General features: G+C 42.2%; 22 protein-coding genes. 11 read left to right on the plus strand and 11 right to left on the minus strand.

Annotation, left to right across the window (positions count from 1 at the left end; all coding sequences use genetic code 11):
* Position 1 precedes the first annotated feature (1 nt).
* From I4Q58_RS13340 to I4Q58_RS13365, 6 genes are all read right to left on the minus strand, one after another.
* Positions 2 to 2017: a protein-disulfide reductase DsbD family protein gene (locus I4Q58_RS13340; RefSeq protein ID WP_203296392.1), complete on the minus strand. Its 2016-nt coding sequence runs from the start codon at positions 2015 to 2017 to the stop codon at positions 2 to 4.
* Positions 2014 to 3345, minus strand: coding sequence for a tRNA lysidine(34) synthetase TilS (gene tilS / locus I4Q58_RS13345; protein ID WP_203296393.1), 1332 nt, complete (start codon positions 3343 to 3345; stop codon positions 2014 to 2016). Before tilS ends, I4Q58_RS13340 begins: the two co-directional genes overlap by 4 nt.
* 1 nt (position 3346) lies before the next feature.
* Entirely contained in the window at positions 3347 to 4042 is a 696-nt protein-coding gene (locus I4Q58_RS13350) for a DUF3307 domain-containing protein (RefSeq protein WP_203296394.1), read from the minus strand.
* A gap of 1 nt (position 4043) precedes the next feature.
* Positions 4044 to 4727, minus strand: coding sequence for a fumarate hydratase (locus I4Q58_RS13355; RefSeq protein WP_203296395.1), 684 nt, complete (start codon positions 4725 to 4727; stop codon positions 4044 to 4046).
* A 109-nt stretch (positions 4728 to 4836) separates the two neighbouring features.
* Positions 4837 to 6147 carry an anthranilate synthase component I family protein gene (locus tag I4Q58_RS13360; protein ID WP_203296396.1) on the minus strand — a complete coding sequence of 437 codons (1311 nt, stop codon included), beginning with the start codon at positions 6145 to 6147 and terminating at the stop codon, positions 4837 to 4839.
* A 1-nt stretch (position 6148) separates the two neighbouring features.
* Positions 6149 to 6685 carry an NADPH-dependent FMN reductase gene (locus I4Q58_RS13365; RefSeq protein WP_203296397.1) on the minus strand — a complete coding sequence of 179 codons (537 nt, stop codon included), beginning with the start codon at positions 6683 to 6685 and terminating at the stop codon, positions 6149 to 6151.
* 187 nt (positions 6686 to 6872) lie between these two features.
* On the opposite strand from I4Q58_RS13365, the gene I4Q58_RS13370 reads away from it, so the two are divergent.
* The gene (locus tag I4Q58_RS13370; protein WP_203296398.1) at positions 6873 to 8048 is read left to right on the plus strand and encodes a hypothetical protein; all 1176 of its coding nucleotides are present in this window, start codon (positions 6873 to 6875) and stop codon (positions 8046 to 8048) included.
* Between the two features lie 72 nt (positions 8049 to 8120).
* Here the strand turns inward: I4Q58_RS13370 and lpdA are convergent, their stop codons facing one another.
* Both lpdA and I4Q58_RS13380 read right to left on the minus strand, forming a co-directional pair.
* A complete protein-coding gene (lpdA, locus tag I4Q58_RS13375) occupies positions 8121 to 9527 on the minus strand; it encodes a dihydrolipoyl dehydrogenase (RefSeq protein WP_203296399.1) in 1407 nt (468 codons plus the stop codon).
* Between the two features lie 92 nt (positions 9528 to 9619).
* Positions 9620 to 10090, minus strand: coding sequence for an Lrp/AsnC family transcriptional regulator (locus tag I4Q58_RS13380; protein ID WP_203296400.1), 471 nt, complete (start codon positions 10088 to 10090; stop codon positions 9620 to 9622).
* Between the two features lie 154 nt (positions 10091 to 10244).
* Between I4Q58_RS13380 and I4Q58_RS13385 the strand changes: the two genes are divergently transcribed.
* A complete protein-coding gene (locus I4Q58_RS13385) occupies positions 10245 to 11444 on the plus strand; it encodes an aminotransferase class I/II-fold pyridoxal phosphate-dependent enzyme (RefSeq protein ID WP_203296401.1) in 1200 nt (399 codons plus the stop codon).
* Positions 11445 to 11446: 2 nt separating this feature from the next.
* Here the strand turns inward: I4Q58_RS13385 and I4Q58_RS13390 are convergent, their stop codons facing one another.
* Positions 11447 to 13459 carry a hypothetical protein gene (locus I4Q58_RS13390; protein ID WP_203296402.1) on the minus strand — a complete coding sequence of 671 codons (2013 nt, stop codon included), beginning with the start codon at positions 13457 to 13459 and terminating at the stop codon, positions 11447 to 11449.
* 121 nt (positions 13460 to 13580) lie between these two features.
* Positions 13581 to 15065: a hypothetical protein gene (locus I4Q58_RS13395; RefSeq protein ID WP_203296403.1), complete on the minus strand. Its 1485-nt coding sequence runs from the start codon at positions 15063 to 15065 to the stop codon at positions 13581 to 13583.
* A 288-nt stretch (positions 15066 to 15353) separates the two neighbouring features.
* Here I4Q58_RS13395 and nhaC point away from each other — a divergent pair, with 288 nt between their 5' ends.
* The 6 genes from nhaC (at position 15354) to I4Q58_RS13425 (ending at position 22179) form a co-directional block, all read left to right on the plus strand.
* The gene (gene nhaC / locus I4Q58_RS13400) at positions 15354 to 16841 is read left to right on the plus strand and encodes a Na+/H+ antiporter NhaC (RefSeq protein WP_203296404.1); all 1488 of its coding nucleotides are present in this window, start codon (positions 15354 to 15356) and stop codon (positions 16839 to 16841) included.
* Between the two features lie 152 nt (positions 16842 to 16993).
* A complete protein-coding gene (locus I4Q58_RS13405) occupies positions 16994 to 17629 on the plus strand; it encodes a peroxiredoxin (protein ID WP_203296405.1) in 636 nt (211 codons plus the stop codon).
* Between the two features lie 6 nt (positions 17630 to 17635).
* Complete coding sequence (locus I4Q58_RS13410) at positions 17636 to 17950, plus strand: thioredoxin family protein (RefSeq protein WP_203296406.1); 315 nt, start codon at positions 17636 to 17638, stop codon at positions 17948 to 17950.
* On the plus strand, positions 17931 to 18179 hold the full coding sequence (locus I4Q58_RS13415; protein ID WP_203296407.1) for a DUF6952 family protein: 249 nt from the start codon (positions 17931 to 17933) through the stop codon (positions 18177 to 18179). The genes I4Q58_RS13410 and I4Q58_RS13415 overlap by 20 nt, the downstream gene beginning before the upstream one ends.
* Positions 18180 to 18367: 188 nt before the next feature.
* The gene (locus tag I4Q58_RS13420; protein ID WP_203296408.1) at positions 18368 to 21514 is read left to right on the plus strand and encodes a sensor histidine kinase; all 3147 of its coding nucleotides are present in this window, start codon (positions 18368 to 18370) and stop codon (positions 21512 to 21514) included.
* A 32-nt stretch (positions 21515 to 21546) separates the two neighbouring features.
* A complete protein-coding gene (locus I4Q58_RS13425; RefSeq protein ID WP_203296409.1) occupies positions 21547 to 22179 on the plus strand; it encodes a response regulator transcription factor in 633 nt (210 codons plus the stop codon).
* Positions 22180 to 22207: 28 nt separating this feature from the next.
* Here I4Q58_RS13425 and I4Q58_RS13430 read toward each other — a convergent pair whose 3' ends face one another.
* Positions 22208 to 23023 carry a hypothetical protein gene (locus tag I4Q58_RS13430; protein WP_203296410.1) on the minus strand — a complete coding sequence of 272 codons (816 nt, stop codon included), beginning with the start codon at positions 23021 to 23023 and terminating at the stop codon, positions 22208 to 22210.
* A gap of 171 nt (positions 23024 to 23194) precedes the next feature.
* Between I4Q58_RS13430 and tpx the strand changes: the two genes are divergently transcribed.
* The 3 genes from tpx to I4Q58_RS13445 all read left to right on the plus strand — a co-directional run bounded on the left by tpx (position 23195) and on the right by I4Q58_RS13445 (position 25556).
* Positions 23195 to 23695 (plus strand): thiol peroxidase, encoded by a 501-nt coding sequence (gene tpx, locus I4Q58_RS13435; RefSeq protein WP_203296411.1) that lies wholly within the window; start codon positions 23195 to 23197, stop codon positions 23693 to 23695.
* Positions 23695 to 24054, plus strand: a complete 360-nt coding sequence (locus I4Q58_RS13440) for a diacylglycerol kinase family protein (protein ID WP_203296412.1) — start codon at positions 23695 to 23697, stop codon at positions 24052 to 24054. The genes tpx and I4Q58_RS13440 overlap by 1 nt, the downstream gene beginning before the upstream one ends.
* A 110-nt stretch (positions 24055 to 24164) precedes the next feature.
* Complete coding sequence (locus tag I4Q58_RS13445) at positions 24165 to 25556, plus strand: vWA domain-containing protein (protein ID WP_203296413.1); 1392 nt, start codon at positions 24165 to 24167, stop codon at positions 25554 to 25556.
* The last annotated feature ends 2 nt before the right edge of the window (positions 25557 to 25558 follow it).

Raw genomic sequence — 25558 nt, forward strand, 5'->3', positions numbered from 1 at the left:
CTTAGTTTCTGTTGGTGATGGCAGTTTTCGCTTCTTCATTAAAGCGCTCCAAGCCCTGAAGCAACCACTGATGATACTCCTCTGAATCTGGTGTGTACCCAACGGGTTTATTGAGCAGGTTCATCTCGGTATCCATCAAGATATAATAGGGTTGCGAATTGTTTTTGAAGTTGATCGTTTGGAACGTCGCCCATTTGTCGCCTATAGTTCGGATACGTTTTGTGCCGCCTGTTGGTTTCAAGAAATTAAATTGATCTTCCTCAGCCATTTCTTCTTTATCGTCTACATAAAGTGAAATCAGAATATATTCTTCCGATAGGGTTTTGTGTATCTCCGGTTCACTCCACACCTGTTCCTCCATCTTACGGCAGTTTACACAGGCCCAACCCGTAAAATCGATCATAACCGGTTTACCGGAAGCCTTTGCTGCCTCCATTCCCTTATCGAAATCCTTATAAGCTTCCAAACCGAGCGGTGCCTCCGTATCCTTATCATAAATACTGTAGAATAAAGGCGGTGGGAAACCACTTAGTAATTTCAGATTAGCATAGCTAGTATTGGTAAGTCCGGGCAACAAATAAAGTAAGAATACTACACTTAGTGCACCTACCAAGATATTACCTACTGGCAATTTTTTCTTTTTCGGTCCATCATGCGGAAAGCGAATAAAGCCGAATAAATACAAGGCTAATCCAAGGGCACACAGAATCCAGATAGCGATAAAGATTTCACGCTTTAAAATACCCCAATGCTCTACTAAATCGGCATTCGATAAAAACTTGAAGGCTAAGGCCACCTCGGCAAACCCGAGCACCACCTTTACCGTATTAAGCCAACCGCCACTTTTTGGAAGGGAGTTCAACCAATTTGGGAACATGGCGAATAGGGCAAAAGGCAACGCTAGTGCCAATCCGAAGCCTGCCATTCCCATACTGAGCTGCATGGCACCTCCATCGCTAGTTAACGAGCCTCCCAACAATGAACCGAGAATAGGTCCCGTACAGGAGAATGATACGATAGCAAGTGTCAAGGCCATAAAGAAAATACCGACAAACCCACCGATGCTATTCGCTTTGCTATCCATTTTGGCACTCCACGATTGTGGCAGCGTAATTTCGTAGTAACCAAAAAACGAAAATGCAAACACCATAAAAATGATAAAGAAAATGATGTTCAGCGTAACGTTGGTTGAAATATTATTGAGGATTTCGGGGTCGACCGAATCCAATAAGTGAAACGGCAAACTAAGCAGCACGTAAATCACAAAGATGAAAAAGCCATAAAGCACTGCATTGAACATTCCCTTCTTCCGATCTTGCGATCCTTTGGTGAAGAAGGATACTGTTAATGGTATCATAGGAAACACGCATGGCGTTAATAAGGCGATTAAACCTCCTACAAAGCCTAAAAGGAATAAGGTTAGAAAATCTTTTTCCGATTCTTCGGCATCTGACTTAAATTGATCTTTCCCCTTAATATCGATGGTAAGGGCGGCCGATTTCTCCAAATCTTCTTGGGTAATTTCTGCTGAAGCTTTCTTTGCCTGACCGGAAGCAAGGTTCAACTTGAAGGTCTTGGTATCTGGTGGTAAGCACTTTTCATCGTCGCATACCGAATAATAGATTTCCACTTCAATTTCGAGTCCGTCGGGATTGACAACTTCGATGGGTTGAATGAATGTCGCTTTATCTTCAAAAAAGATAACATCCAAATCGAATACAGGATCGTGAATGGGCGTCACATCCGGTTCTTGTGTTTCGCCGACCAACGTATAGGTTTCGGGAGTGTTATTATAAGCGAATTCGGTAGGGATTGGACCTTCAAATTCTTCTCCAAACTGCTTTTGGCTATATAAGTGCCATCCTTCATCGATGGTAGCGGTCATTAAAATATTATATCGCTCGCCATTTTCTTGTTTAACGGAAACATCCCACTTTACAGGATCTAAAAATTCCTGAGCAGAAAGTGAACCTATGGCCGCGAATACTACTAAAAGGGTAAAAAACAATTTTCTCATACGGAAGGCGTATATGTAATCTGAAGTTTCTGTTTTGTTTTGGGGGTTACCTTAAAGCGGTCGTCGGCACGATGGCCAATGACCCAAACTATCGTATCGTTACTGGTAAGCACCCAGATTTTTTCCTTGGCTAACAAAGATAACTTTTCATCCTTAAAATACTTACTCAATTTCTTTTTTCCTGACATCCCGAAGGGCTGAAACACATCGCCTTCACGCCATTTCCGAACCTCTAATGGGTACTTCAACAGGTCGGCATCGACGACGATTTCAGTAGTGGTGGGATTTCCTATTTTTCCGATAGGAGAAAACTTCAAAGCAATCGGATGGGTTATCTGCTTCACCCCTTTTTCAACTAAAAAAGTATCTCTAGCATCGGTTTCATCGTCATTTTCATCACGTTCCGTAAGTAAAATCACATTTCTATCCTTCAGCAACCGAAACGAATCTGAAAAAATCTGTTTGCCCGATTGGGCGGTAAGTAGCTCTGAAATATCTTCCCAAGCTGTAAATCCAAACGGATGCAACAATTCATATAAAATCGCTTTGGTATTCGGTAACTCCTGAAGCTTATCGATGTGAAGGGTATAGCCATCAAAATTCTCCGTAACTGCCAAGTTATACACCAAAGCCATATAGTCTTCGATCAAGGCCTGACTCTGACGTAAATGCGATTGTGTTCGCTGCACCGCTTGAAGCAGATCTCCTTTTGCCGCTTTTTTAAGTGGCTGAATTACCTGATTTCGGATTTCATTCCGCAGATAATCATCGGAAGCATTACTACTATCCTCTCGCCAATACAAGTTTTCCTTTTTGGCATACGTAAGCACTTCGTCCTTGGTGAATGCCAATAACGGGCGCATAATTGTTACCTCTTTATCGGGAATACCCGACAATCCCCTAAGCCCCGTACCTCTGGAGAGATTGATCAGAATCGTTTCCAAGGCATCGTCGGCATGATGGGCAGTGACCAATACTTCATAGTGCGTATCGACCATCAATTGTGAAAACCACTCATATCGAAGATCACGCGCAGCCATTTGCGTTGAAACCTTCTGTTCCTTGGCATAAGCCTTTGTGTCGAAGGTTTCGGTGAAAACTGCTACCGATAAGCGGTCGGCCCAATCGATTACAAAGGTCTCATCTTCATCACTTTCTTCCCCACGAAGGGAAAAATTACAATGTGCCAAGGCGAAATCGCAGCCAATACGTTTCAACAGATGCGATAAAGCAATACTATCCACGCCCCCACTACATGCTAGCACTATTTTTTTCGACTTCAGTTCTGGGAACTTGGCGTCGATATGACGTTCAAATTTCTTCTCCATATTAAATACTCGTTACCATAATTCCCAATGCTACGGCAATTCCGAAGCTCAGCATGGTACCGATAAGGACATATTCCGTTTTTAAGGTTTCTTCATCGCGATAGCGAAGAATCGATTTTGCGGCAATTAAAAAGCCAACGGCTTCATACTGTGAAACCAAGATAAAGGTTAGCGTTAAAAGACGTTCCAAGATTCCGATCAATTTTCCAGCGTTTGGAAGTTCGTTGTCGGAACTGACTTCAATATTTGTGGCGGAAAGCACTTCCCGGATTACGATGTTTGCCGGTTTTATACACATCAAGTATGCTGTGACGATAGCCAATGTTTGAAAAGGTGGTCTCCAATACGGATGCCATCCTATATAATGATAGAACCCCCAGGTTACCAATACCAAAATAATTACATGAACTGCTTGGTCGATAAAGAAAGCATAGGGTGCCAAAACTGACTTTAGTACAAATCGTTTACAGCCATCTACCAAGTAATGCGTTACCGCAATAATTCCCCCAGCTGTTACGAACGCCCAATCGAAGGACAATAACCATGAAAGTGAAAACACGATAATGGTGTGCCATACCAATAGCATGGTTCGAAATCCCTTTTTGTCCTTTTTGCGTGCCATCTTTTTGGTCTGCAAAAAGTAATCGGCCAGAACATGCGCTAAGAGCTGTAGTACCAGCAAGGTGAATAGTTCCATATTATGCTTTTAGGGTGCTTTCAAAATAATTTACGGCGGTTTCAATTGCATTCCATCCAACACTGGTGGAATGCTGATTTACCACCGATTGGTTAATACCCAACAGCGATGCGATGGCGTCTTCATTTTTTCCTAGAAGCTTGTGAAAGACCACTTCACACTGACGTGCCGTTGCCTTGTTTAAAAGTACATCCAACAATTCAAAAATAGCTTTAAAAGTGGCGTCTAAGGCCTCATTTTCAGAAATAAAAAACAGGGTATTTTTAATGACCACCCGTTCCTTGTCATGATTCGATTTACCGCTGATAGCACGTCCCGAACGATAAATGGCTGGTCCGTCGACAATGCCCTTTTCAGGCTCGAAACGTTTCAGCTCGCCATAGCCAATTGCTAATCGAATTCCGATTTGCTTAAACAGTTTTGCAAGGCTTTTGGTATCCGTATATTCGCTTATATCGATATCGATGGTTTTCACATAGGACTTGATAGCCAATGCCACACGCAAGCCTTTTGAAGCATCCGGCACTACACATTCTACATAATCGCCTTTAATGATACGGCCAAATGTGCTATACTCAGCCTCAAGCTCTTTCAATACAGTTGCCAAGGCGTACTCTAGCTTTTCACGATCCTTTTGGGATAAGCTTGTGGACGAAACGATATCTCCTGATATAACGCTATACATATTTTTTTATCAAATATACTAAAATATAGGTATTTAAGCCTATAATTAACATTTATAGGTTTTTAAGCCTATAAAATATACTTATCGGTGTTTAAACCTATAACACTTCCTATCCTATTGCTGCGACTTCAAGTGCCTCCCGCATGGCTTTCGCCTTTAGCAGACATTCCTCATACTCGTTTTCAGCAACGGATGCGGCGGTGATGGCCCCTCCTACCGAAAAACTAACATATTTTTTCTCTGAATTATAAAGAATACTTCGAATAACCACATTAAAGTCGAAATCGCCATTTGGATCGATATAACCTATCGCCCCACTGTACAAACCACGCTTGGTATCTTCAAGTTGCTCGATGATCTTCATAGCGGAGACCTTTGGAGCCCCCGTCATACTACCCATCGGAAAGGTATGTTTCAAAATTGAAATAGGTGTTATGGTTTCTTCTATTTCACATTGAATCGTGGAAATTAATTGATGAACCTGTTGAAAGGTATACGGCACACAGAGTTCTTTTACGATAACACTTCCTTTTGACGCAAAGCGCGACAGATCGTTTCTAACCAGGTCGGTAATCATGATATTCTCGCTGCGCTCTTTAGAGTCGTTTTGAAGTGCTTGTCGCAGCGAAGCATCCTCGTCTTTATCGGTGGATCGCTTTGCTGTTCCTTTAATGGGTTGTGAAAGCACCGTATTTCCTATTTTTCGGATATAGCGTTCCGGTGAAGCGCAAAGCGCACAATAATGTTCAAGCTTTAGGAAGGAGGCAAAGGGTGGTTTCGATATTTCATTTAGGTGAAGAAAGGTGTGCAACGGATCGATGGATACGTCTTCCGCATAAAATTCCTGACAGAAATTAGCCTCGTAAATATCACCACGTTCTATATGGTGAAGCATTTGGTGAAGCTTATCATAATAGCTATCCTTCGAGGTACGAAGTTTTATTTTGGGTGCGGCCTCCTTCACCACCGTAGGCTCTACTTCTGATACTTCATGAATGTCTTTCCAATCGTCCTGCATTTCATCTTCCACCATCGGCAGATAGTGAAGACTAACCTCTTCTTTTGAAAAAAGAAAAACTCGCTTAGGTTGAAAAAAATACAGCGCCGGAAAATTCAGTCCATCGAAATTCCTTGACTCCAGATCTTCTACATCATTTTTTAGATCATAGCTGAGATAGCCAAAGATCCAATCATCGGTTGTGTTTTGATATTCCTCTAATTGGTCGAAGGCATTTTGGGTATCGCTTCGTAAGGCGGTTAGGGCATCGACCGCCAGAATGGCTTCATATCGACCATGCTCCCAATCGTAGGAATTGGAGTCTAACCAAACAACCTCTTCAAACTGTTGTGCCCAACGAAGTATTTTCTTCTTCAAAGATTCTGCCTCGGAAAATGAAAAAGACCTGACTGCTCGGTTCATATTATAAGCTATTTTCAAATTGAAGTATAGCCTTTTCGAAATCGCCTTTCAGCTCAGTATTAGTAATCTCCGATTTTTCTTCGTCAAAATTATCATTGAAAGAAGGTAAGCGAAAGCTTGCCGTTATCGTTCCGCCATACCGCGGCAATACCGATTCGCTATATTGAAAGGAGGAAAGCGCACCACGTCTTCCTGTTGAAGTACTCATTAATAAAATCTTTTTGTCTTCGAGAAATTTATACTCCAGGCGCGAAAGCCAGTCCATGGTATTCTTATAAAACACTGAGGGCCCACCGTTATGCTCGTTTACCGAAATAATCAATCCGTCTGCTTTACGTATTTTCTCCAATAATGTATGGAGTATTTGGGGATATCCAGTCGCTGTTTCCAAGTCAACTCCAAATAGCGGAAGTTCATAATCCGTTAACCGTATCAATTCACTTGACGATTTCTCTAATTTAGAGACCGCTGTTTCAACCAGTTTGTGGTTGATGGAGTTCTTACTATTACTACCGGCAAAGGCAAGAATATCTTTCATATCACCAAATATACGGAACCAAATAGTAAGTCCATTTCAATTTTTCATATACGATTTTACGAAAAAAATGCATTTCATCGATTCTAACATACGAATCAACGAAAAATTAAAGAATTTTCTTACAAATACTTTAGTAGCTTGATTTTCATACCTATACTTGCAGCAGTTAACCCCAAATTGACTACCTATGAACAAGATTATTACAGTATTCTTTGTTCTATGCATATCCCCCTACTTATATGCACAAGTTGGCATAGGCACTACGAATCCGAACAGTATGTTGGACATTCCAGCATCCAATCCGGCATCACCTACTATTACCGATGGTATTTTAATTCCAAGGCTCGATGCATTCCCAGACACCGATCCGGGAGCAGCACAGGATGGAATGATGATATTTTTAAATTCACCTGTCGGTACCGACGATCGCGGTTTCTACTATTGGGATCATTCGGTGTTTCGTTGGCGCTCTATTGGTGCCGAAGAATGGAAAGATGGCGTGAATGGTTCAGGCGACGATTATGTATATGCAACACAAGCCCGCCTCAGCGGAACCGATGTTGTGGTTACGGATGACGGTCGTATCGGATTTGGAACAGACGACCCTATAGAACGTTTTGAGTTTAAAGGCCCCGGCGATAATGATTTACAAATTACAAGTGCTAATACCAATCCACCCAACTTTATACTATACAACACAGGAGGTACGCTAGCAGCCCCCGCTCTGCTAGGAACAAATCAGGAGGTTGGTTCGTTGGTGATTAAAACCCATGATGGTGCCGGTGTTCGTGAAATTGGAGGATTCCGTTTCTATATGGATGGAACCCCAACCACGGGGAGCCTACCCTCGCGTTTTACCATTAGCAACACCCCGAACGGTTCTACATCACAGGTTGAACGCCTTATCATTCGTGAAAACGGTAACACCGGATTAAGCGAATCGAACCCAACCGCAACGCTTCACCTTCGAAGAGGTACCGCATCGGCAAATTCTGCTCCCTTAAAATTTACCGCAGGTACACGACTTACAACTCCAGAAGCAGGAGCTATGGAATATGATGGCACAGAACTATACTTTACGCCAGGAAGCATGCGACAGGTAGTAATGAGAGGACTTAAAGGAAGTACTTCAATCGACTTCCCTTCTATCCCAATCAATAGCGCTTCTGATCAAAATATTACGGTTAGTGGAGCCGCGCTGGGCGATTCTTGTAATTGCTCTCCTCAAGGAGCTATTGAAACAGGAGTTAGCTGGAATTGCTTTGTTTCGGCGGCGAACACGGTAACCATAAGAGTATCCAATGTTCGAAACGCATCGATAAATCCGGCCCCTCGTACTTGGAATGTAACAGTTTTCAAATAAGTAGTAACACCTTTATTGAAACCAAAAAAGGCTCACAAAATTGTGAGCCTTTTTTACTAGTTATAATTTCTATTACATATGCAAGGCACGATTATCGGTCGCTGCCAACGCTGCTTCCTTCACCGCTTCTGCATAGGTTGGGTGTGCATGGCTCATACGAGCAATATCTTCCGCACTAGCACGGAATTCCATCGCCGCTACTGCCTCTGCAATAAGATCGGCAGCTCGAGCACCGACCATATGAACGCCCAGTACCTCATCGGTTTCCTTATCGGAAAGGATTTTAATAAACCCATCGGTATCACCACTCGCTCTACTTCGGCCTAAGGCACGCATCGGAAATTGTCCGCTTTTGTACTCTACATTATCTTCCTTCAACTGCTCTTCCGTTTTTCCTACGGAAGCTACTTCCGGCCAAGTGTATACGACACCTGGAATCAAGTTATAATTGATATGAGGTTTTTGGTCGGCCAAGGTTTCAGCAACAAAAACGCCTTCTTCTTCGGCCTTATGCGCGAGCATGGCACCACGAACCACATCACCGATTGCGTAAATGTTCTTTACATTGGTCTGTAAGTGCTCATTTACTTCGATCTGTCCGCGTTCGTTCACTTTTACACCTGCATTTTCAGCTTTCAAACCGTCGGTAAACGGTCTTCTTCCAACGGAAACCAAACAATAATCGCCAGTGAAGGTTACTTCCTTATCCTTTTTATCGGTTGCGGTAATGGTAACCTCATTCTTCTTTCGTTCTACTTTTGAAACCTTATGCGAAAGATTGAATTTCACACCCTGCTTCTTCATCACCTTCATCAATTCCTTACTTTGAGCGGCATCCATAGTTGGAATAATTCGGTCCATGTATTCGATAACCGTAACCTCAGCTCCCAATCGGCGATACACCTGACCTAATTCCAGTCCGATGACACCTCCTCCAATAACGATCATATGTTTCGGAATTTCCTTTAAGCTTAAGGCTTCCGTCGACGTAATGATCCGCTCCTTATCCAATTCGATAAACGGAAGCGTTGCCGGCTTGCTTCCTGTCGCGATGATGATGTTTTTGGCTTCTATAGTTTTGTCGTCTTCTCCTTCCGTGGAAACCACGATGTGGGTTTCATCTTTGAAGGATCCTACTCCCGTAATAACATCGATGCTGTTCTTATCCATCAAGAAATTAATTCCCTTGGTGGTTTGTTCTACTACCGATGCTTTTCGCTCGATCATTTTTTTGAAGTTCAGCTTCACTTTTCCGGGAAGTTCAATTCCGTGTTCCTCGAAATGCTTGATGGCGTCCTCGTAGTGGTGGGAAGAGTCCAAAAGTGCCTTACTTGGAATACAGCCTACGTTAAGGCAGGTTCCTCCGAGGGTGTTATATTTTTCAATGATGGCGGTTTTCATGCCCAATTGGGCACATCGTATGGCCGCTACGTAGCCTCCTGGGCCCGAACCGATAACGGCGACATCGTATTTTGACATGTAGTGAAAGTTTTGGGTTATAGAACGATCCTGAAAATAGCTTTCAGAAATTTAGATGCAAAGGTACGATACTAATCGGCAACAGACAATTTCTATTGAACCGCATGTAATGGCAAGGTAGTAGTATTTTTCACCTCATTGATGCTAAAGCTACTTTGGGTACTTCCGATATGTTTCAAAGTGGTCAGTTTGTTCACCATAAACGAGCGAAACTGCTTGATATCCTTCACCAATACCTTCAGGAGGTAATCATAGTCGCCACTTACATGAAAACATTCCAACACTTCCGGCAACTGTGCAATTTCATTTTCGAACTTCGTTAGGTATTCTTGGGAATGCTGGACCAACTTAATATGACAAAAAACAGTAAAGCCTTTATTCACTTTTTCTTTATTCAACAATGCCACATAGTTGGTAATGATGCCTTCCCGCTCCAATTTTTTGATGCGCTCATAGACTGCGGTAACAGACAAATTCAGTTGAAGCGACAATTGTTTGTTGGTCTGTTTTGAATCCTGCTGAAGCAATTGCAACAATTGAGTATCGATAGCATCCAATTTCATTTGAAAAATTTTCTAAGTTATACTATATAATCTTCAATTTATAAAATTACAATCTATCATAATAATTAAATGCATAAAAATAGTCTAAGAATAATCCATATCATTGAAATTTAGCAAACCTTACCTTAGTTTTGGAAATCTAAATACACATATTATGAGTTTCAATCCAGCAGACAAGATTCAAGATTTACAATATTTCGGTGAATTTGGAGGGGTGAATCCTTCCATATCCGATTCGTCAACCTACACCTTCCTTTCTGCGAAGACCATGTTCGACACCTTTGAGGGAAATGCTGAAGGGTGTTATCTATATTCGCGTCACTCCTCTCCTTCCAACCTATATCTAGGGGAAGCTTTGGCTGCCATGGAAGGAACCGAAACCGCCAACGTAGCAGCAACAGGTATGGGCGCTATCGTACCGGCCTTGATGCAACTGTGCCAAGCGGGCGACCATATTGTTTCCAGTAGAACTATTTACGGAGGGACGTATGCATTTCTGAAAAATTTTGCACCTAGATTGAATATTACAACCTCCTTTGTAGACATCACAAAGCTAGATCAGGTGGAAGCGGCCATCACTCCCGAAACCAAGGTATTATATTGTGAGAGCGTAAGTAATCCTTTGCTGGAGGTCGCCGATATCGAAGGCTTATCGAAGCTAGCCAAAAAACATGGATTGAAATTATTGGTCGACAATACTTTTTCACCTCTTTCCATCTCTCCAGCCAAGTTGGGTGCCGATGTGGTGCTTCACAGTTTGACCAAGTTTATCAATGGAAGTAGCGATACTATGGGAGGCGTGATGTGCGGTACCCAAGAATATATCGATGAATTGCGAAATGTGAACGACGGCGCCAGTATGTTGATGGGTGCTTCCATGGACAGCATGCGCGCCGCTTCCATTTTAAAGAATTTACGAACGCTTCACATTCGGGTGAAACAGCATAGCCGCAATGCGATGTTCTTGGCTAAAAAGTTTGAAGAGGATGGACTGAAAACCGTCTATCCGGGCTTGCCTTCACATCCTAGTCATGAACTGTTCAAAAAAATGATGAATGAGGAATATGGCTTCGGGGGTATGCTAACGGTAGATGTGGGCTCACTCGACAAGGCCAACGAACTGATGGAACTCATGCAAGAAAGAAACCTTGGCTACCTTGCCGTAAGCTTAGGGTTCTACAAAACCTTGTTCAGTGCACCTGGCTCATCCACTTCTTCTGAAATTCCAGAGGAAGAACAGAAAGAAATGGGATTGAGCGACGGACTGATTCGTTTCAGCATCGGTTTGGATAATGATATCGAGCGTACTTACCGAATGATGAAGGATTGTATGAGGAAAGTGGGGATTTTATAATTCTAATAAACTTTTTTTACAACCACAGAGGTATCAGTATTCACGATAGAAGGTAACGGACTTCCAGGCCCATAATCTGGCAAAAACCGAAAGGTTATATCGTCACCAGCAGAAAATTCAAGGTCTAAACTGTACGTATAGTTAATGGCCCTAGAGGCATTAACGGTCGTTTTCTGACTGCTTATTTGTCCTGCTAGAAAACCGTTAACATACACTCGAAAAACACATACTGCGGAGTTTAGTGGAGATGCAGAAAATAAATAGTTCAGGTTGGCAGTAATTTCGTAAACACCATCATAAGGAATGGTATACGTTCCAGTAGCGGGATCGTGGCTTCCCCCGCCATAATTATAAGAAACCGTATTTAGTATTAAGTTGGACTCCACTTCATCAGTGCCTGATGTACTACTCGAAATGCCCATTTTAATGATGGCTTTCTCGCCAAGGCCTGTCGGTGCTACCCAACTTACATTTCCAGCACCATCGGTTTGCATAATCTGGCCATTGCTGCCTCTTGTAAGTGGTAAGATATAATTGGTGGTTTGACTATCGCCTATGGCCACTTTTCCTAAAAAATATCCCGCATAACTTACACCTGTACTTCTCAAAACTTCAGCGTAAACACCGTACAGTTCGCCACTAGCGGTATCTGCAATAAGATTTTTACTACCAAATTTCATAAATCCCGCGCCGTCAAGATAATTTCGCGTGCCTACTTTCTCACCGGTACCAACGCCAGAAATAACATTATCTATGCCTATATGCTGTCCCGAACCGGAGCCGCCAAGTAGATTGCTAATACCTCTATGGATTCCATTTCCACTTGCAAGAAACTCATTATTCATGCCATATAATTCTAGATTGTTTGGCGATTGAAATTCATTGTATACGCCATATTGAAATGAACCCTTAGAACCCACAAAATTATTATACACACCATAGGTAAGAGCGCTCGGAGCAACAGGAGGAGAAGCAAATTCTTGATATAACCCGTACTGATTTCCGTCGCCGGACCCGTTCAATAAATGATAACCACCATAGTGATCACCATCACCTCCATTCCCAATCAACGTGTACGCTCCGTATAGGTTTCCCGATTCTACTCCTTGCATAGTGGTATAAATGCTATAATTGTTTCCAGAGAGTGCAGTACTACTGCCAAAACTATTATATACCCCATATAGATCTTGAGAAGCATTTCTGAATCTATTATATAGTCCGTAGCCCATAATAATGTCATAGAAATCATTATAATTTCCATAGGCAATCGAACCAACCGTAGGTTGTATTAGGTTATAGACCCCGTAGATATTTGTCAGGTTTCCAGTAAGATGATTATAGGTACCATACCCATTACCATTCACTCCGCCAATACAGTTTAGTTCTGAGTAGAAACCATACGCAGTTCCATCCCCACTAAATACAGTAGCATAGTTTCCGTAGCTAAGCCCAGTGGGATCAAAATTAGATAATTCCATTCTAGATCCATAATTAACTCCATCATTTGCTATCGTGACATACATGCCGTGTGAGGTACCAACGCTAGCTGTAGTTTTAAATATATTTATAGCACGGTCTGATTCAAAGTTAATGTCCAACGGATAAAAGACTGAAGATTGACCTATACCCACATTACCCAGCGTATAAATATCGTCACTTATATCATCGGGGCTTGTAGTAGTGCCCTCTTCATAAAAATCGTGGTCGGTGCCAGAGGTTGAGGTAGACAATCGTTCCCACACGGTTCCGTCGAAATAATAATATCCTGTGCCAGACCCCCCGGTTACGGTGGCGTTAGTATTAAAAATCAATAGTCCTGTGGCCGCTGTAGTGGTTCCATCCAATGAAGTATCGGAAACATCGCTCAAAGATAACCTTGGAATTAATACTCCTTTGTCGGTTGCAGTTATATCTAGCTGTGCAGATGGATCTGGTGATGTAGTTCCGATTCCGACTTGCGCATGGAAAACGTTAGTAAATACAATAAGCGTGAGAAAAGATAAAATCTTCTTCATGATAAACAGAAATTAACAGCAGGCGAGGTCGAAAGCAAGAATGGGTAGCGATCCTAAAGATATAGTAAGCCACCCATTCAAAAAAGCGTTAATTAACTGTTTAACAAAGGGGTAATCCCTTTTAATCTGCTTTTATCAATTCAATATTGAAAAAGGTTCCATCTGCAAGTGCTACCATATTATCGCTGTTAGAGGCATCGGTACAAACATAGAGTTGATCCCAAGCGTTTAATTGAAGTATTTTTGAGACTTGCACCGTCTGCGTATCACCATTTCCAACATAGGAATAACCACTTGTTCCTGGAATGAAGTTAGAGTTCCAACCTTTTGCCAAGCGGAAGCGCACATTTGTATCACTTCCCGAGCTGCGTTGAACCGCAACCGCATAGGTAACACGATACGTACCAGCGACGGTAATCTGAAAATTGTTGTTATTTACGTTAACATTCTCCGAAGCAATCGTGCTCCCAAAATTTACAGGATTCCACGACACTAAATTCTGATTGCTATTAGAGTAGATATCTGCATATGCCTGTTGTGAAGTAGCACTCATATCGGCCCAAGAAGTATTTCCATTCGCATCAGAAACCAATACCTTTCCTTCACCATGTGTACCATCGGCCAATTGAAGCGTACTGTTTTCCATTTTCAATTTTCCTTGCGCGATCCGAATATTTCCGTGTACCTCCAACTTCTCTGTAGGGTTGGCAGTTCCAATTCCCACTTTCGTTGCGGCCCATTGCGATGCATCCGAGATATCGTTCCCAAGAATAATAGTATTCGGTTGTGTGGCTTCTGCACCGTATCCCAACGCCATGGAATATTGCCCACTAGCCGATGAGGATGTTCCTAGTGCCGTACTATTTTCGCCAGTAGCAGTACTATTCGTACCTAAAGCCATTGCATTATTATTACCGCTTGTGGAAGCATTTTTACCAATCGCAACCGATTGAAAACTTGTAGCTGAAGCAGAGTCACCCAAAGCAACAGTACTATTTCCGTTACTAGCATTTGCGTTATATCCGATGGCCGTTGATCGGAAACCTGTTGCTGAAGTAGAAGGCCCTATAGCTACCGCTTCATTACTCGTAGAGGCATTGGCGTCAGTTCCCACAGCTACCGAATTATTTGGATTTGCTTCTGCGTTAGCACCAAAAGCTACACCACCATTGGGGTGTAGCAATCCCATCTCATTATTATTCACACGAAATTGAAGGGATTGATAATTGGTGCTACCCAGAAACTCGTTTCCTGTTAAATTGTCGCCGCCTTTTGACCATTTTTCGTCAGAACCACCGCCAGTGTTTCCTGAACCTCCATTTCCAGTATTAAAAACGACCCAATCGGCACCATCCCAGAAATAAAACCCAGGCGAAATGCCAATGTCTTCGGTGGTATTATAGACCATCAATCCTTCGGCAGGATTTTCAATCGTAATAACGTCGGTTGTACTTATTAAGGCAACACGAGGGATTAACATTCCCTTATTAGTAGCCTGAATATCCAAAATACTGGAAGGATCGGGTGTATTGGTATTTATACCCACTTGGGCAACACCCATATAAAAAGATAGTAATAGTAGACTGAGGAGCAGTTTAGATTTCATAAGTAAGTTTAATTTGGGATGACAAATGTATGTCACCATAATTCTATTTCATGAAGGATGGAGAAGTTTTCGACAACAACATAAAATCATCGATGAAATGCACTATTTTAAATCAAAAAATCGATTAAATACATGATTTGTAGTATTTTCCTACTAAAATGATAGGTTTTATTATACTTAATATACCGGTTGTAGCACCACTCAATAATTGGTAATGCGAACGATTCCATTTGGACGATGCTTTACAAAATCGTAACATTACATTTTCTAATCTAACGTAGCCACCGAATGCAAAGTCAAGACATAGACCCAAGGGAACCACAGGATGAACATATCGTAGAGAATAAGGAACTAAACATCTGGGAAGCCTTGATACCGGTGTTCGCCGTGGTGATCATGCTCTTTTATAACGTATTTTATGCTTTTGGTGATGATGCCCTCAGTGGTAGCAACCAGTTTATATTACTTCTTGGCGCTGCAGTGGCTGCTATAGTTGGTGTATTTAATAAGGTAGGATTCGAGCAAATGCTATCGGAAGTTGCCGAAAATGTACAAAGTACCACTGGAGCGATTCTCATCCTACTAATGGTGGGATCCTTAGCGGGAACTTGGATGATTAGCGGCATTATTCCCACCATGATTTACTATGGCATGCAAGTCCTCAACCCAACCATATTTTTGGCTTCCTGTGTCGTCATCTGTGCTATTATTTCCATTGCTACCGGAAGTAGTTGGACAACCTCTGCTACCGTAGGTATCGCATTAATAGGAATTGCAGATGCGCTCGGAATTTCACTCGGTATGACGGCAGGAGCAGTGCTTTCTGGCGCCTATTTTGGTGATAAACTTTCCCCTTTAAGCGACACTACAAACCTGGCACCCGCAATGGCAGGAACGGACCTTTTCACCCATATTCGATATATGACGCTCACTACAGTTCCAACCATATCTGTCGCGCTTATTGTATTTATAATTATCGGTCTCGGATTGGAACCGGAAGGAGTTGCGGATACGGCTTCTATTCTAAATTCTATTGAAGGATCCTTCAATATTAGTCCGTGGTTATTCCTTGTTCCAGTTATCGTCATCTTGATGATTATCAAAAAAACACCTCCGCTTGTAGCACTCCTAGTCGGAACACTTTTAGGAGGTGCGGCTGCACTTATTTTTCAACCGGAGATCGTACAAACCATAGGTGGCGGTGAAACCTTGGATTTCAAAACCGCTTATAAAGGAATCATGAACGCTATAACCGTCGATACCTCAGTAGCCACTGATAATGAAGCATTGAGCGATCTTTTCTCTGCTGGTGGAATGTCAGGAATGCTCGGTACCATTTGGCTAATCATCTGTGCCATGGTTTTTGGAGGTGTGATGGATGCCATTGGAGCGCTTTCTGCTATTAGTAAGGCATTGCTTAAGCTTTTCCATACAACCTTTGGCTTGTTTGCTAGTACGGTAGCTAGTTGTTTGGCACTGAACGTTACGGCTTCAGATCAATACCTTGCCATTGTTGTACCTGGAAAAATGTATGCGAAGGCGTATCGCGAAAAGGGACTTGCTCCTGAAAATCTTTCGCGAACCTTGGAAGATAGCGGTACGGTAACATCGGTTTTGGTTCCTTGGAATACCTGTGGAGCGTACCAAAGCGGTGTGCTGGGCGTATCGGTAGCCGATTACTTTTTCTACGCCATTTTCAATTGGCTCAGTCCGTTCATGACCCTATTGTTTGCTGCTTTTAGCATTAAAATCAGACAATTACGAGAATCGAAATAATCCAACTCTTTGAAGTATTGGTTTTTTCTATTCTTTGATAAAGTTTTACAGTTTTTTTCTCTTTAGAAAGGTGGAGTTGGCTGTTATTTTTGCCGACGAATTCAGGATGGAAAGCATCCACTTAAATTATAAACTTAAAAAAGAGAAATTATATGTCATTAGTTGGAAAACAATTTCCGAACATTACTGTAGACGCCATGGACGAAATGGGCGACACCCTTAAAATCAACGTTCTGGAAGAGGCGAAAAAAAACAATAAGAAAGTAATTTTATTTTGGTACCCAAAGGACTTCACTTATGTATGTCCTACTGAAATTCATTCTTTTCAACAAGCGTTATCAAAATTTCAAGACAAGAACACTATCGTAATCGGTGCTTCTTGCGATACTCCTGAAGTACACTTCGCTTGGTTGAATACTACTAAGGACAACGGCGGAATTGAAGGGGTAACCTATCCTCTATTGGCCGATACGAACCGAAACCTTGCCAACGCACTAGGAATTCTTGATATTGAAGGTGAAGAGTATGATGAAGAACAAGATCTAATAACTCTTCGCGGTTCAAATGTAACCTACCGTGCGACTTATTTAATCGACGAGGATGGTAAAATCTTTCACGAGAGTGTAAACGATATGCCATTGGGTCGAAATGTAAGTGAATACCTTCGACTAATCGATGCCTATACGCACGTTCAGCAGAAAGGTGAAGTGTGTCCGGCAAACTGGGAAGAAGGAAAAGACGCGATGTTGGCAACCCGTGAAGGTGTAGCAACATATCTTCAAAATTAAGCACCTATGTTTTTAGAACTTAAAGAAGACGTACTAAAGGAATATGTCGAAGAGGAAAAAGATGTAGTCGTTCAATTTTCCGCTTCCTGGTGTGGAAACTGTCGTTTGATGAAGCCCAAGTTTAAGAAGCTATCGGGTGAAACCGAAAACTTCAGATTTGTGATGATCGACGCAGAGAAAAACCCAGAGAGCCGAAAAATGGCGACAGTCGATAACCTTCCTACCTTCGCGACCTTTAAGGATGGAAAATTTGTGAACCAGGTCCAGACCAATAAAATGGACCCACTTAAGGAATTGATCGATGAAGTTACCAGTAATTAGACATCTCCAACGCAATAACAGTTCTGCACAGTTACAAAATTGTATTGAAGTGTTGGAATCGTTCAGCGAATACAACCGTATTAGCGATGACGAACTAGATGTTGTGGGAGAACTTATCACAAACCTTTGTGGAGCCGTAGAGGTTCACGAAATGATCGCAGACGGAATGCCGGAACGCGACGCCGCCAATGCCTTTGCACAAAAGGTACTCGGTAGTATCGACCGGTAGCACGTAGAAAGTATAGTTGAAAATCCCTTGAGCCTTGGGTTCAAGGGATTTTTTTATGTCCAAATCACCCATCTGGGTAATGGTATGGCAGCATGATTAATGGTAGCATTACAAGTGCGACTTTGGCAAATTTTCGACGAGTCGATACAATTTTGTAGCTTTAAATCAACCAATTAAATCAATGCCGCATGCGATATTGGATTTTTCCTATATTGACATTGTTATTTCTGAATGGACATGTTTGGGGACAGCAAACTTCCTATCGATTTCAACGCTATGGGATAAACGAAGGCCTGTCGCAAGTAAGCCTACGCGATCTGGAAATCGATAAAGATGGCCATGTTTGGATTGCTAGCGACAATGGGGTGAACCGGTTTAATGGCAGCTCATTTATGTCGTTTCAACAGCCTATCGACACTACTGAAATAGGCTTGATATTTAATGAAGTCGGTCATATTCTTGAAGATTCCGATAGCGTCATCTGGATGGGAACCCGTCAAGGATTATCTCGATACGATCCGAAAACCGAAACATTTACCAATTTTAAAGAAACGGGCAACTGTGCAAACTGTATCATCCATCCCGCTATTTCCTTTCTGAAAGAGTACGACGATTTCATATACATAGGAACGGTGGGTGGTTTGTCCCGGATTCATAAAACCTCCTATCAAATAGATTCTTGGCCTTATGTTGAAGGCAAAGTGAACGGGCCAAAGCGAACGGCCATTCGTGAAATGGATATATTGGATGATGGCAGGTTACTGATCCTCTCGCAAGTGGGCATTTCACTCTTCAACCCAAAAAATGAAACCTTCACACATATTACTACAACCGACGGGCTACCAGAAGACAAATTGCAATCTATTTACAGAGATAGCAACAATACCTATTGGATTGGCTGTGAAACAAAAGGCCTCTTAAAACTTACGGGAAGTTGGGACAGTCCAAGCTTTAAGCACTATCCGCCAATTTTAGGGGAAGGTCCTTCGCATGGTTTCATTTATGAGATTACTGAAGATGACAGCGGAATGCTATGGATGGCAACCTTTAACGGTGTAACCTTATTCAACCCAAAAACGGAAACGTTCGAGTACCTTTTTCATAATCCTGAAGATGAAGCGTCCTTAAGCTCAAACCAAGTATTCGATATAGAAAAAGATGCCCATAATAGAATGTGGCTTTCCACCATTTCGGGCTTGAACGTTTACGATCCATATTTAAATCAATTTCAATTAATGACCTCCAAACAAGGAGAAGGAAAGAGCTTAGCAAGCGATAAGACATTTTCAGTTTTTGAAGACTCCAAAGGGTTTCTTTGGGTGGGAAATTATGAAAACGGACTAACCGTTCTTCCACCAAAAGGTTCAGAAAAGGAGTTTTTACATATTCAACATGGTGAAGGAAACAAAAATCTATCCAGCCCGCAAGTCTTAGGTATCGAGGAAGACGATAACGGTCGAATTTGGTTGGCAACCTTTAACGGTATCAACATCATCGATTGGCCCGATAGAGCGACTGACGATTTCAATATTTCACAACTTGATCTAAGCGCTATTCCGAACAATCCACATCTTTCTCGGTACAACTACTTTGTAAAAAAAGATAGCGATGGGGTGATGTGGGTGGGAACCCATGGGGCAGGCTTACTAAGAATTGAAGAAGATGAATCGGTACGGCAGTTCAGTTTTAATGAAAAGCCTACAGGTATTACCGAAAACATTATCCTTTCGATGAAAATTGATGAAAAGGGAAGAATTTGGCTCGGCACCACCGTTTTAGGATTTGCGATGGTTGAAGATGAAGAAAACCAAGATCATTTTAAGCGTATCCCGGGAAATAGCATCATTAGTCAACATGGTGTGCACGGCATTTATACCAAAGGTGAAAAGGAGCTGATCATGACCACGGGGGCAGGGATCTTTCACTTTTATGACAAGGAAGAACTTTTTAAAAATACAGATGTTCGATATTCCCGCTACACCAAAAAGGATGGCCTAAGCGACAATATTACCTATGCACTGGTGAAAACAGACAGTGTTCATTATTGGATCAGTACTGGAAATGGGCTAACACGATGGAATACCAAAACAAATACCTTTACGCCATATACTACGATTTTTGGAAACAATAAAATGGACTTCAATCAAGGTGCCGCCTGTCTATCAGGGAACGGTCGTTTGTACTTCGGGTCTTCAGGGGTACTCTCATTCAACCCTGAAACAATTTATGCCAATGCTGTAGCCCCGAAAGTCTATTTCGAAGACTTACGAATTTTGAATGTTCCGGTTCCTATTTCAGAAAGTAAGGAAAAGGAATTCACCCTTCCAACATCACTTCGCTTTCAACAAAAGCTTACCCTAAAACCGAAACATAAAATATTTTCGATTAAAATAGCTAACGTCAATCACACCCTACCCACGGAAACCCACTATGCCTATAAGTTGGATGGTTTTGATGAGCAATGGACCTACACTAAAGACCCATTAATTACGCGTTCCAATTTGGATCCCGGCAACTATAAACTTATAGCGAAAGCTGCTAACAATGATGGTGTTTGGAGCGCTCCCATTTCGCTTGCCATCGAAATCTTACCTCCCTGGTATCGCTCCTGGTGGGCGTATCTGCTTTTCCTACTATTCGGAATTGGATTCGTGTATTTTTTGCTGAAACTACGGGTACTTCAGGAACGAAGGGTGGCATTGGCACGAGCACAGGAACGGGATATGTTTCGAAAGCGAAGCTCTCGCGACTTTCACGATGAAGCCGGCACTCGAATTACAAGAATTGCGCTCATCACCGAATTGGCAAAATTGGAAAGTCAGTCGAATGAAAAACTGGAAGAATACCTCTCGCAGATTGAAGGCAACCTTCAAGAGTTAAACAATGGTATGCGCGATTTCATTTGGACACTCGATCCTAGTAAAGACAATGCTTTTGATACCTTGAACAGATTTACGGAATTTGCAAGTTCCTTTTGCGAGTGTGCCGGCATACAGTTTAAAAGCGACCCGATTTCAGAAAAGTTAAAGACGAAAGAACTCAATATGTCGGAACGCCGCCATGTGCTCCTCATTTTAAAAGAAGCATTGAACAATAGTGTCAAACACGCAAAACCAAGTGTCATTCGTTTTCAAGTAACTTCAAAACCGGGTTTACTTGGTGTAACGCTGACGGATAATGGATCGGGATTTGCTACCGAAAAAAATACGAATGGCAATGGGTTGAAAAACATGAAGGAACGTGCCGATGCGCTTGGAGGCACATTGGATATTTCTTCTTCAAAAGAAGGAACTTCCCTAAAGCTAGTATTACAAACCACCCGCTTGGGTAATTGATTATTAGCCTTTTAGATTGTACCTTGCTGTCGATGACCCAAAATCGAATCATAAAAATATGTATCGTAGAGGACGATGCCCTCATCCTTAAATCGCTCCAAATGGTCTTAAACCAAGCCGAGGGCTATGCGGTAACGGGAACGTTTTTTTCTGCTGAAGCCGCGTTGGAAAACTTAAAGGAGCATCATCCCGATGTACTGTTGCTCGATATCGACTTACCTGGAATAAGTGGTATTGAAGCCATTCCTAGGTTGAAGAAACTACAGCCGGAATTAAATATCGTCATGCTTACCGTTCACGATGAATCAGAATTGGTGTTTGCCGCTTTGCGAAAAGGTGCGGTAGGCTATTTAGTAAAAGGTAGCACCTCCAAATATCTGTTGCAGGGCATTTCAGAAGTTATTGAAGGCGGCGCACCGATGAGTCCGAGTATTGCGCGTGCCGTCATAGCTTCTTTCGCCCCTAAAACCGAAACCGTCCTTACCGATCGTGAAGTTGAAGTGCTCGAAAAACTCAGCAATGGCACCAACAACAAGCAAATCGCAGAAGATTTGTTTGTCTCTACAAATACCATAAAAGCCCATATCAAAAATATCTACAAGAAACTGCATGTGCATTCCCGTGCCGAAGCGGTGACAAAAGCCATAAAAAAAGGGCTTATTTAAAAGCCCTTATATCATATTTATACTACTTCTACTGACCTGTTCCCGCAGTGGTATCTTCATTTATAACTGCTTCACCTTCACAGAAGCAAAGCTCATCGATAAAAATTTCGCTTCCATCGGTACTCGGAAATTGCTGTGCCAAGGTTATGGCATCCATACCATAGGGCGGTGTTACTGGAAATCCAGCCCCGACCATTTGAATATACAATAACATTTTGGATGGTTGTCGGTCTTCAATTGTGGACAATGGAATTCGAAACGGTTTCCAATCGGTTGTGTTTTCAAAAATAACGGAAGCGGTTTCGCTCGGTTTTACCCCTCCGGCAGGCATATCGTTTTCCATCGCCATATACGGAAAGACCCAAAGCTTATCGCCTTCCTTAAGGTTCGCTTTATAATAACCACAAAGTGCCTTTGGTATCTCAGGTAAATCGAAGAAAATATTCTGCCGCATAAACACTTCATTTTGCGCCATCACCGCTGCATCGCAATCGCCCTGACAACTCTGAATACTCGCACTAAAAGAACTTTTTCGCAGCTGTTCCTTCACATATTCTGGGAGTCTGGCAAACTCTTGTGGTTTCTTCTCCTTTATAAAATCCAATACCGATGCATTTTTTAGATGTAAGCCAAAGCCAACTTTGCCGGGTGCCATAAAAACATTGCGCCATTCATATCCGGTTTGGGCATTCGCACCACCATCGACCCCTGCGATGTTGGTACTCATCCAATTGGTTGGATCGTCGCCACTCCAGTCTTCAAAATTTCCGTTGGGAATTACACAATCCTGCGCAAAGAGATGGGAAGTAGCTATAAACAATAGTGCTAGTTGAAGTAGTTTCATTTTATTGATTTTTATCTGGTTATTATACGATTTCAAAGCTATTACAATCATAACCCCTTATCAATCACCCGATTGGGTAATTTTTAACAGTGCCATACAAAATAGATTCGAATACTTTCAACAAGAAACTGCTATCGAATTGTTATTTTTGTGTTTCAAAAAAAGAGCATCATGGCAACAATCACTTTAGGAGGAAATGAAATAAGTACTTCGGGACAGCTTCCCAAAGAAGGCGAAAAAGCACCTGATTTTAAATTGAAGGCACAGGACTTATCTACAAAATCGCTTAGCGACTTTAAAGGATCTAGGGTAATCCTAAATATTTTCCCAAGTATCGATACCAACGTTTGTGCTACTTCGGTTCGGAAGTTTAATGAAAAGGCAACAGACCTCGAGAATACTAAAGTATTGTGCATATCCCGAGACACTCCCTTTGCGCAAAAACGCTTCGCCGATGATGAAGGTACCGACAAGGTCATTAACCTTTCCGATGTAATTGACGGTAGTTTCGGAAAAACCTATGGTGTTACCATGACTAGCGGTGCAATGGAAGGGTTTCATTCCAGAGCCGTGGTAGTATTGGATGAAGAAGGAAACGTTATTCATTCACAACAAGTACCCGAGATTGCCGACGAACCTGACTATCTCTCCGCTTTAAAAACCTTGTTATAATGTGGGACTCGTACCTGGGTAAACGTTTGAAAGGATTCCGCTATGCTACGATTGGTGCCATCAAATTGTTACGCTATGAGCATAGTATTCAAGTACAGGCGGTTATTGCCGTTTTAGTAACCATCGCTGGATTTTACTTCGACATTTCTTCAACCGAATGGATGCTTCAGGTATTGGCCATCGGTCTCGTAATGGGAATTGAAGGCGTGAACACGGCAGCCGAGGAAATTGCGGATTTTATTCACCCCGACTTTCACAATAAAATAGGATACATCAAGGATGTTGCTGCTGGAGCGGTATTTTTTGCGGCCATCGCTGCGGTTGTAGTTGCCTGTATCATCTACATTCCAAAATTTTAAAAAGTATCTTTTCTTTTAAATCACCCAATCGGGTAATTGACTTCGCAACTCATTGACAGTAAGTTTGTTCTGAATTATTTCATACCTTAGAACAACCAAATATGTCAATTATGAAAAAAGCAATACTTTCTCTATTGTTGCTATGTTTCGCCTATTCAGCGATGTCACAAAGCAATGATGCGCCCGCTCCCATCATGTTTATCTACGATGCCAGTGGCTCGATGTGGGGCCAAATGAGTGGAAAGACCAAAATGGAAATCGCTTCGGAAGTGCTTTCGGAATCGGTGGATAAACTACCGGAGAATCAAAAAGTCGGCTTGGTCGCCTATGGCCACCGCGAAAAAGGTAATTGTAAGGATGTTGAGACCTTGGTAACGCTCGACAATGCTTCAAAAGCATCAGTAACCTCAGCCATTAAAGGCATTAAGCCGTTGGGAAAAACTCCACTTGCCTATTCTGCTGAAATGGTCATCGACCAATTGCGAAAAGCAAAAAACCCCGCAACGATTATCTTGATTACCGATGGAATCGAATCTTGTAACGGCAACATCTGCGATGTGGTGAAAGCCGCTAAAAAAGAAGGCATCGACTTCAAACTTCATATCGTAGGCTTCGGTCTTAAAGATAGCGAAACCGGTCAGTTGAAATGCGCTGCCGAAGCTGGGGATGGCAACTATTACGATGCCGCCGATGCGGGTGGCTTAAGTGAAGTGATGAATGAAGCGGTGGCGGAAACAATCGACAAAAAAGAGGGTAATTTTGGGGTGTATGCAATCAAAAACGGTCAGGCTATTGATGCCTATGTAACGGCGTATAAAGCAGGAACCGAAGAAAGCGTTAATTCCCTTCGTACCTATGGTGAAACACGGTATATGTATCTTCCCGAAGGAACGTACGATTTAGTTGCGTACCCACTAGGTAGCAGCGTGGAAGCCATAAAATTTCCAGGTGAAAAAAGCCTGGAAGATCAAAAAACGGAGCGAACCATTAGCTTCGATGGTGGGAAAGTTGCCATCAATCCTACTAACAATGGCGAAAATTGGGATTGTACTGTTTCAATCGTAAACAAAGAAGGGAAACGCGTAGCTGGCGGACGTACCTACACCCGAATTAAAGAGATTGAAGTTAATCCAGGCACCTACGATATACACTTGCAAGCCTTGCAAATTAAGGGAATGCATACCAATACAATATTGGAGGATGTGGTTATTAAAAGTGGGGAAACGACACCCGTCACCTACGATTTTACTTCTGGGAATTTCAAAGTTCATGTAATGGTGAACGGGGAGCACGTAGACTCGATGGTGCAAATTGTGGATGTCGATACCGATAAAAGCGTGGTCGGCGGCCGTACCTATAATCGGGGTGTCGACTTTATCATGAATCCAGGCAACTATGAAGTCACCGTTACGCCAATAAGCATTTATAAGCACCTTCCTAAAAAGAAGTTTTCATATTCCTTGAAACAGGGTGAAACCCATACTGAAACCGTTAACTACTAAAG

Source organism: Luteirhabdus pelagi, from assembly GCF_016827595.1.
GTDB lineage: Bacteria > Bacteroidota > Bacteroidia > Flavobacteriales > Flavobacteriaceae > Luteirhabdus > Luteirhabdus pelagi.

What these genes read in the sequence shown, in the direction of transcription:
- I4Q58_RS13340 (WP_203296392.1), bottom strand. Translation starts at nt 2,017, where the DNA reads ATGAGAAAATTGTTTTTTACCCTTTTAGTAGTATTCGCGGCCATAGGT.
- tilS (WP_203296393.1), bottom strand. Translation starts at nt 3,345, where the DNA reads ATGGAGAAGAAATTTGAACGTCATATCGACGCCAAGTTCCCAGAACTG.
- I4Q58_RS13350 (WP_203296394.1), bottom strand. Translation starts at nt 4,042, where the DNA reads ATGGAACTATTCACCTTGCTGGTACTACAGCTCTTAGCGCATGTTCTG.
- I4Q58_RS13355 (WP_203296395.1), bottom strand. Translation starts at nt 4,727, where the DNA reads ATGTATAGCGTTATATCAGGAGATATCGTTTCGTCCACAAGCTTATCC.
- I4Q58_RS13360 (WP_203296396.1), bottom strand. Translation starts at nt 6,147, where the DNA reads ATGAACCGAGCAGTCAGGTCTTTTTCATTTTCCGAGGCAGAATCTTTG.
- I4Q58_RS13365 (WP_203296397.1), bottom strand. Translation starts at nt 6,685, where the DNA reads ATGAAAGATATTCTTGCCTTTGCCGGTAGTAATAGTAAGAACTCCATC.
- I4Q58_RS13370 (WP_203296398.1), top strand. Translation starts at nt 6,873, where the DNA reads ATGAACAAGATTATTACAGTATTCTTTGTTCTATGCATATCCCCCTAC.
- lpdA (WP_203296399.1), bottom strand. Translation starts at nt 9,527, where the DNA reads ATGTCAAAATACGATGTCGCCGTTATCGGTTCGGGCCCAGGAGGCTAC.
- I4Q58_RS13380 (WP_203296400.1), bottom strand. Translation starts at nt 10,090, where the DNA reads ATGAAATTGGATGCTATCGATACTCAATTGTTGCAATTGCTTCAGCAG.
- I4Q58_RS13385 (WP_203296401.1), top strand. Translation starts at nt 10,245, where the DNA reads ATGAGTTTCAATCCAGCAGACAAGATTCAAGATTTACAATATTTCGGT.
- I4Q58_RS13390 (WP_203296402.1), bottom strand. Translation starts at nt 13,459, where the DNA reads ATGAAGAAGATTTTATCTTTTCTCACGCTTATTGTATTTACTAACGTT.
- I4Q58_RS13395 (WP_203296403.1), bottom strand. Translation starts at nt 15,065, where the DNA reads ATGAAATCTAAACTGCTCCTCAGTCTACTATTACTATCTTTTTATATG.
- nhaC (WP_203296404.1), top strand. Translation starts at nt 15,354, where the DNA reads ATGCAAAGTCAAGACATAGACCCAAGGGAACCACAGGATGAACATATC.
- I4Q58_RS13405 (WP_203296405.1), top strand. Translation starts at nt 16,994, where the DNA reads ATGTCATTAGTTGGAAAACAATTTCCGAACATTACTGTAGACGCCATG.
- I4Q58_RS13410 (WP_203296406.1), top strand. Translation starts at nt 17,636, where the DNA reads ATGTTTTTAGAACTTAAAGAAGACGTACTAAAGGAATATGTCGAAGAG.
- I4Q58_RS13415 (WP_203296407.1), top strand. Translation starts at nt 17,931, where the DNA reads ATGAAGTTACCAGTAATTAGACATCTCCAACGCAATAACAGTTCTGCA.
- I4Q58_RS13420 (WP_203296408.1), top strand. Translation starts at nt 18,368, where the DNA reads ATGCGATATTGGATTTTTCCTATATTGACATTGTTATTTCTGAATGGA.
- I4Q58_RS13425 (WP_203296409.1), top strand. Translation starts at nt 21,547, where the DNA reads ATGACCCAAAATCGAATCATAAAAATATGTATCGTAGAGGACGATGCC.
- I4Q58_RS13430 (WP_203296410.1), bottom strand. Translation starts at nt 23,023, where the DNA reads ATGAAACTACTTCAACTAGCACTATTGTTTATAGCTACTTCCCATCTC.
- tpx (WP_203296411.1), top strand. Translation starts at nt 23,195, where the DNA reads ATGGCAACAATCACTTTAGGAGGAAATGAAATAAGTACTTCGGGACAG.
- I4Q58_RS13440 (WP_203296412.1), top strand. Translation starts at nt 23,695, where the DNA reads ATGTGGGACTCGTACCTGGGTAAACGTTTGAAAGGATTCCGCTATGCT.
- I4Q58_RS13445 (WP_203296413.1), top strand. Translation starts at nt 24,165, where the DNA reads ATGAAAAAAGCAATACTTTCTCTATTGTTGCTATGTTTCGCCTATTCA.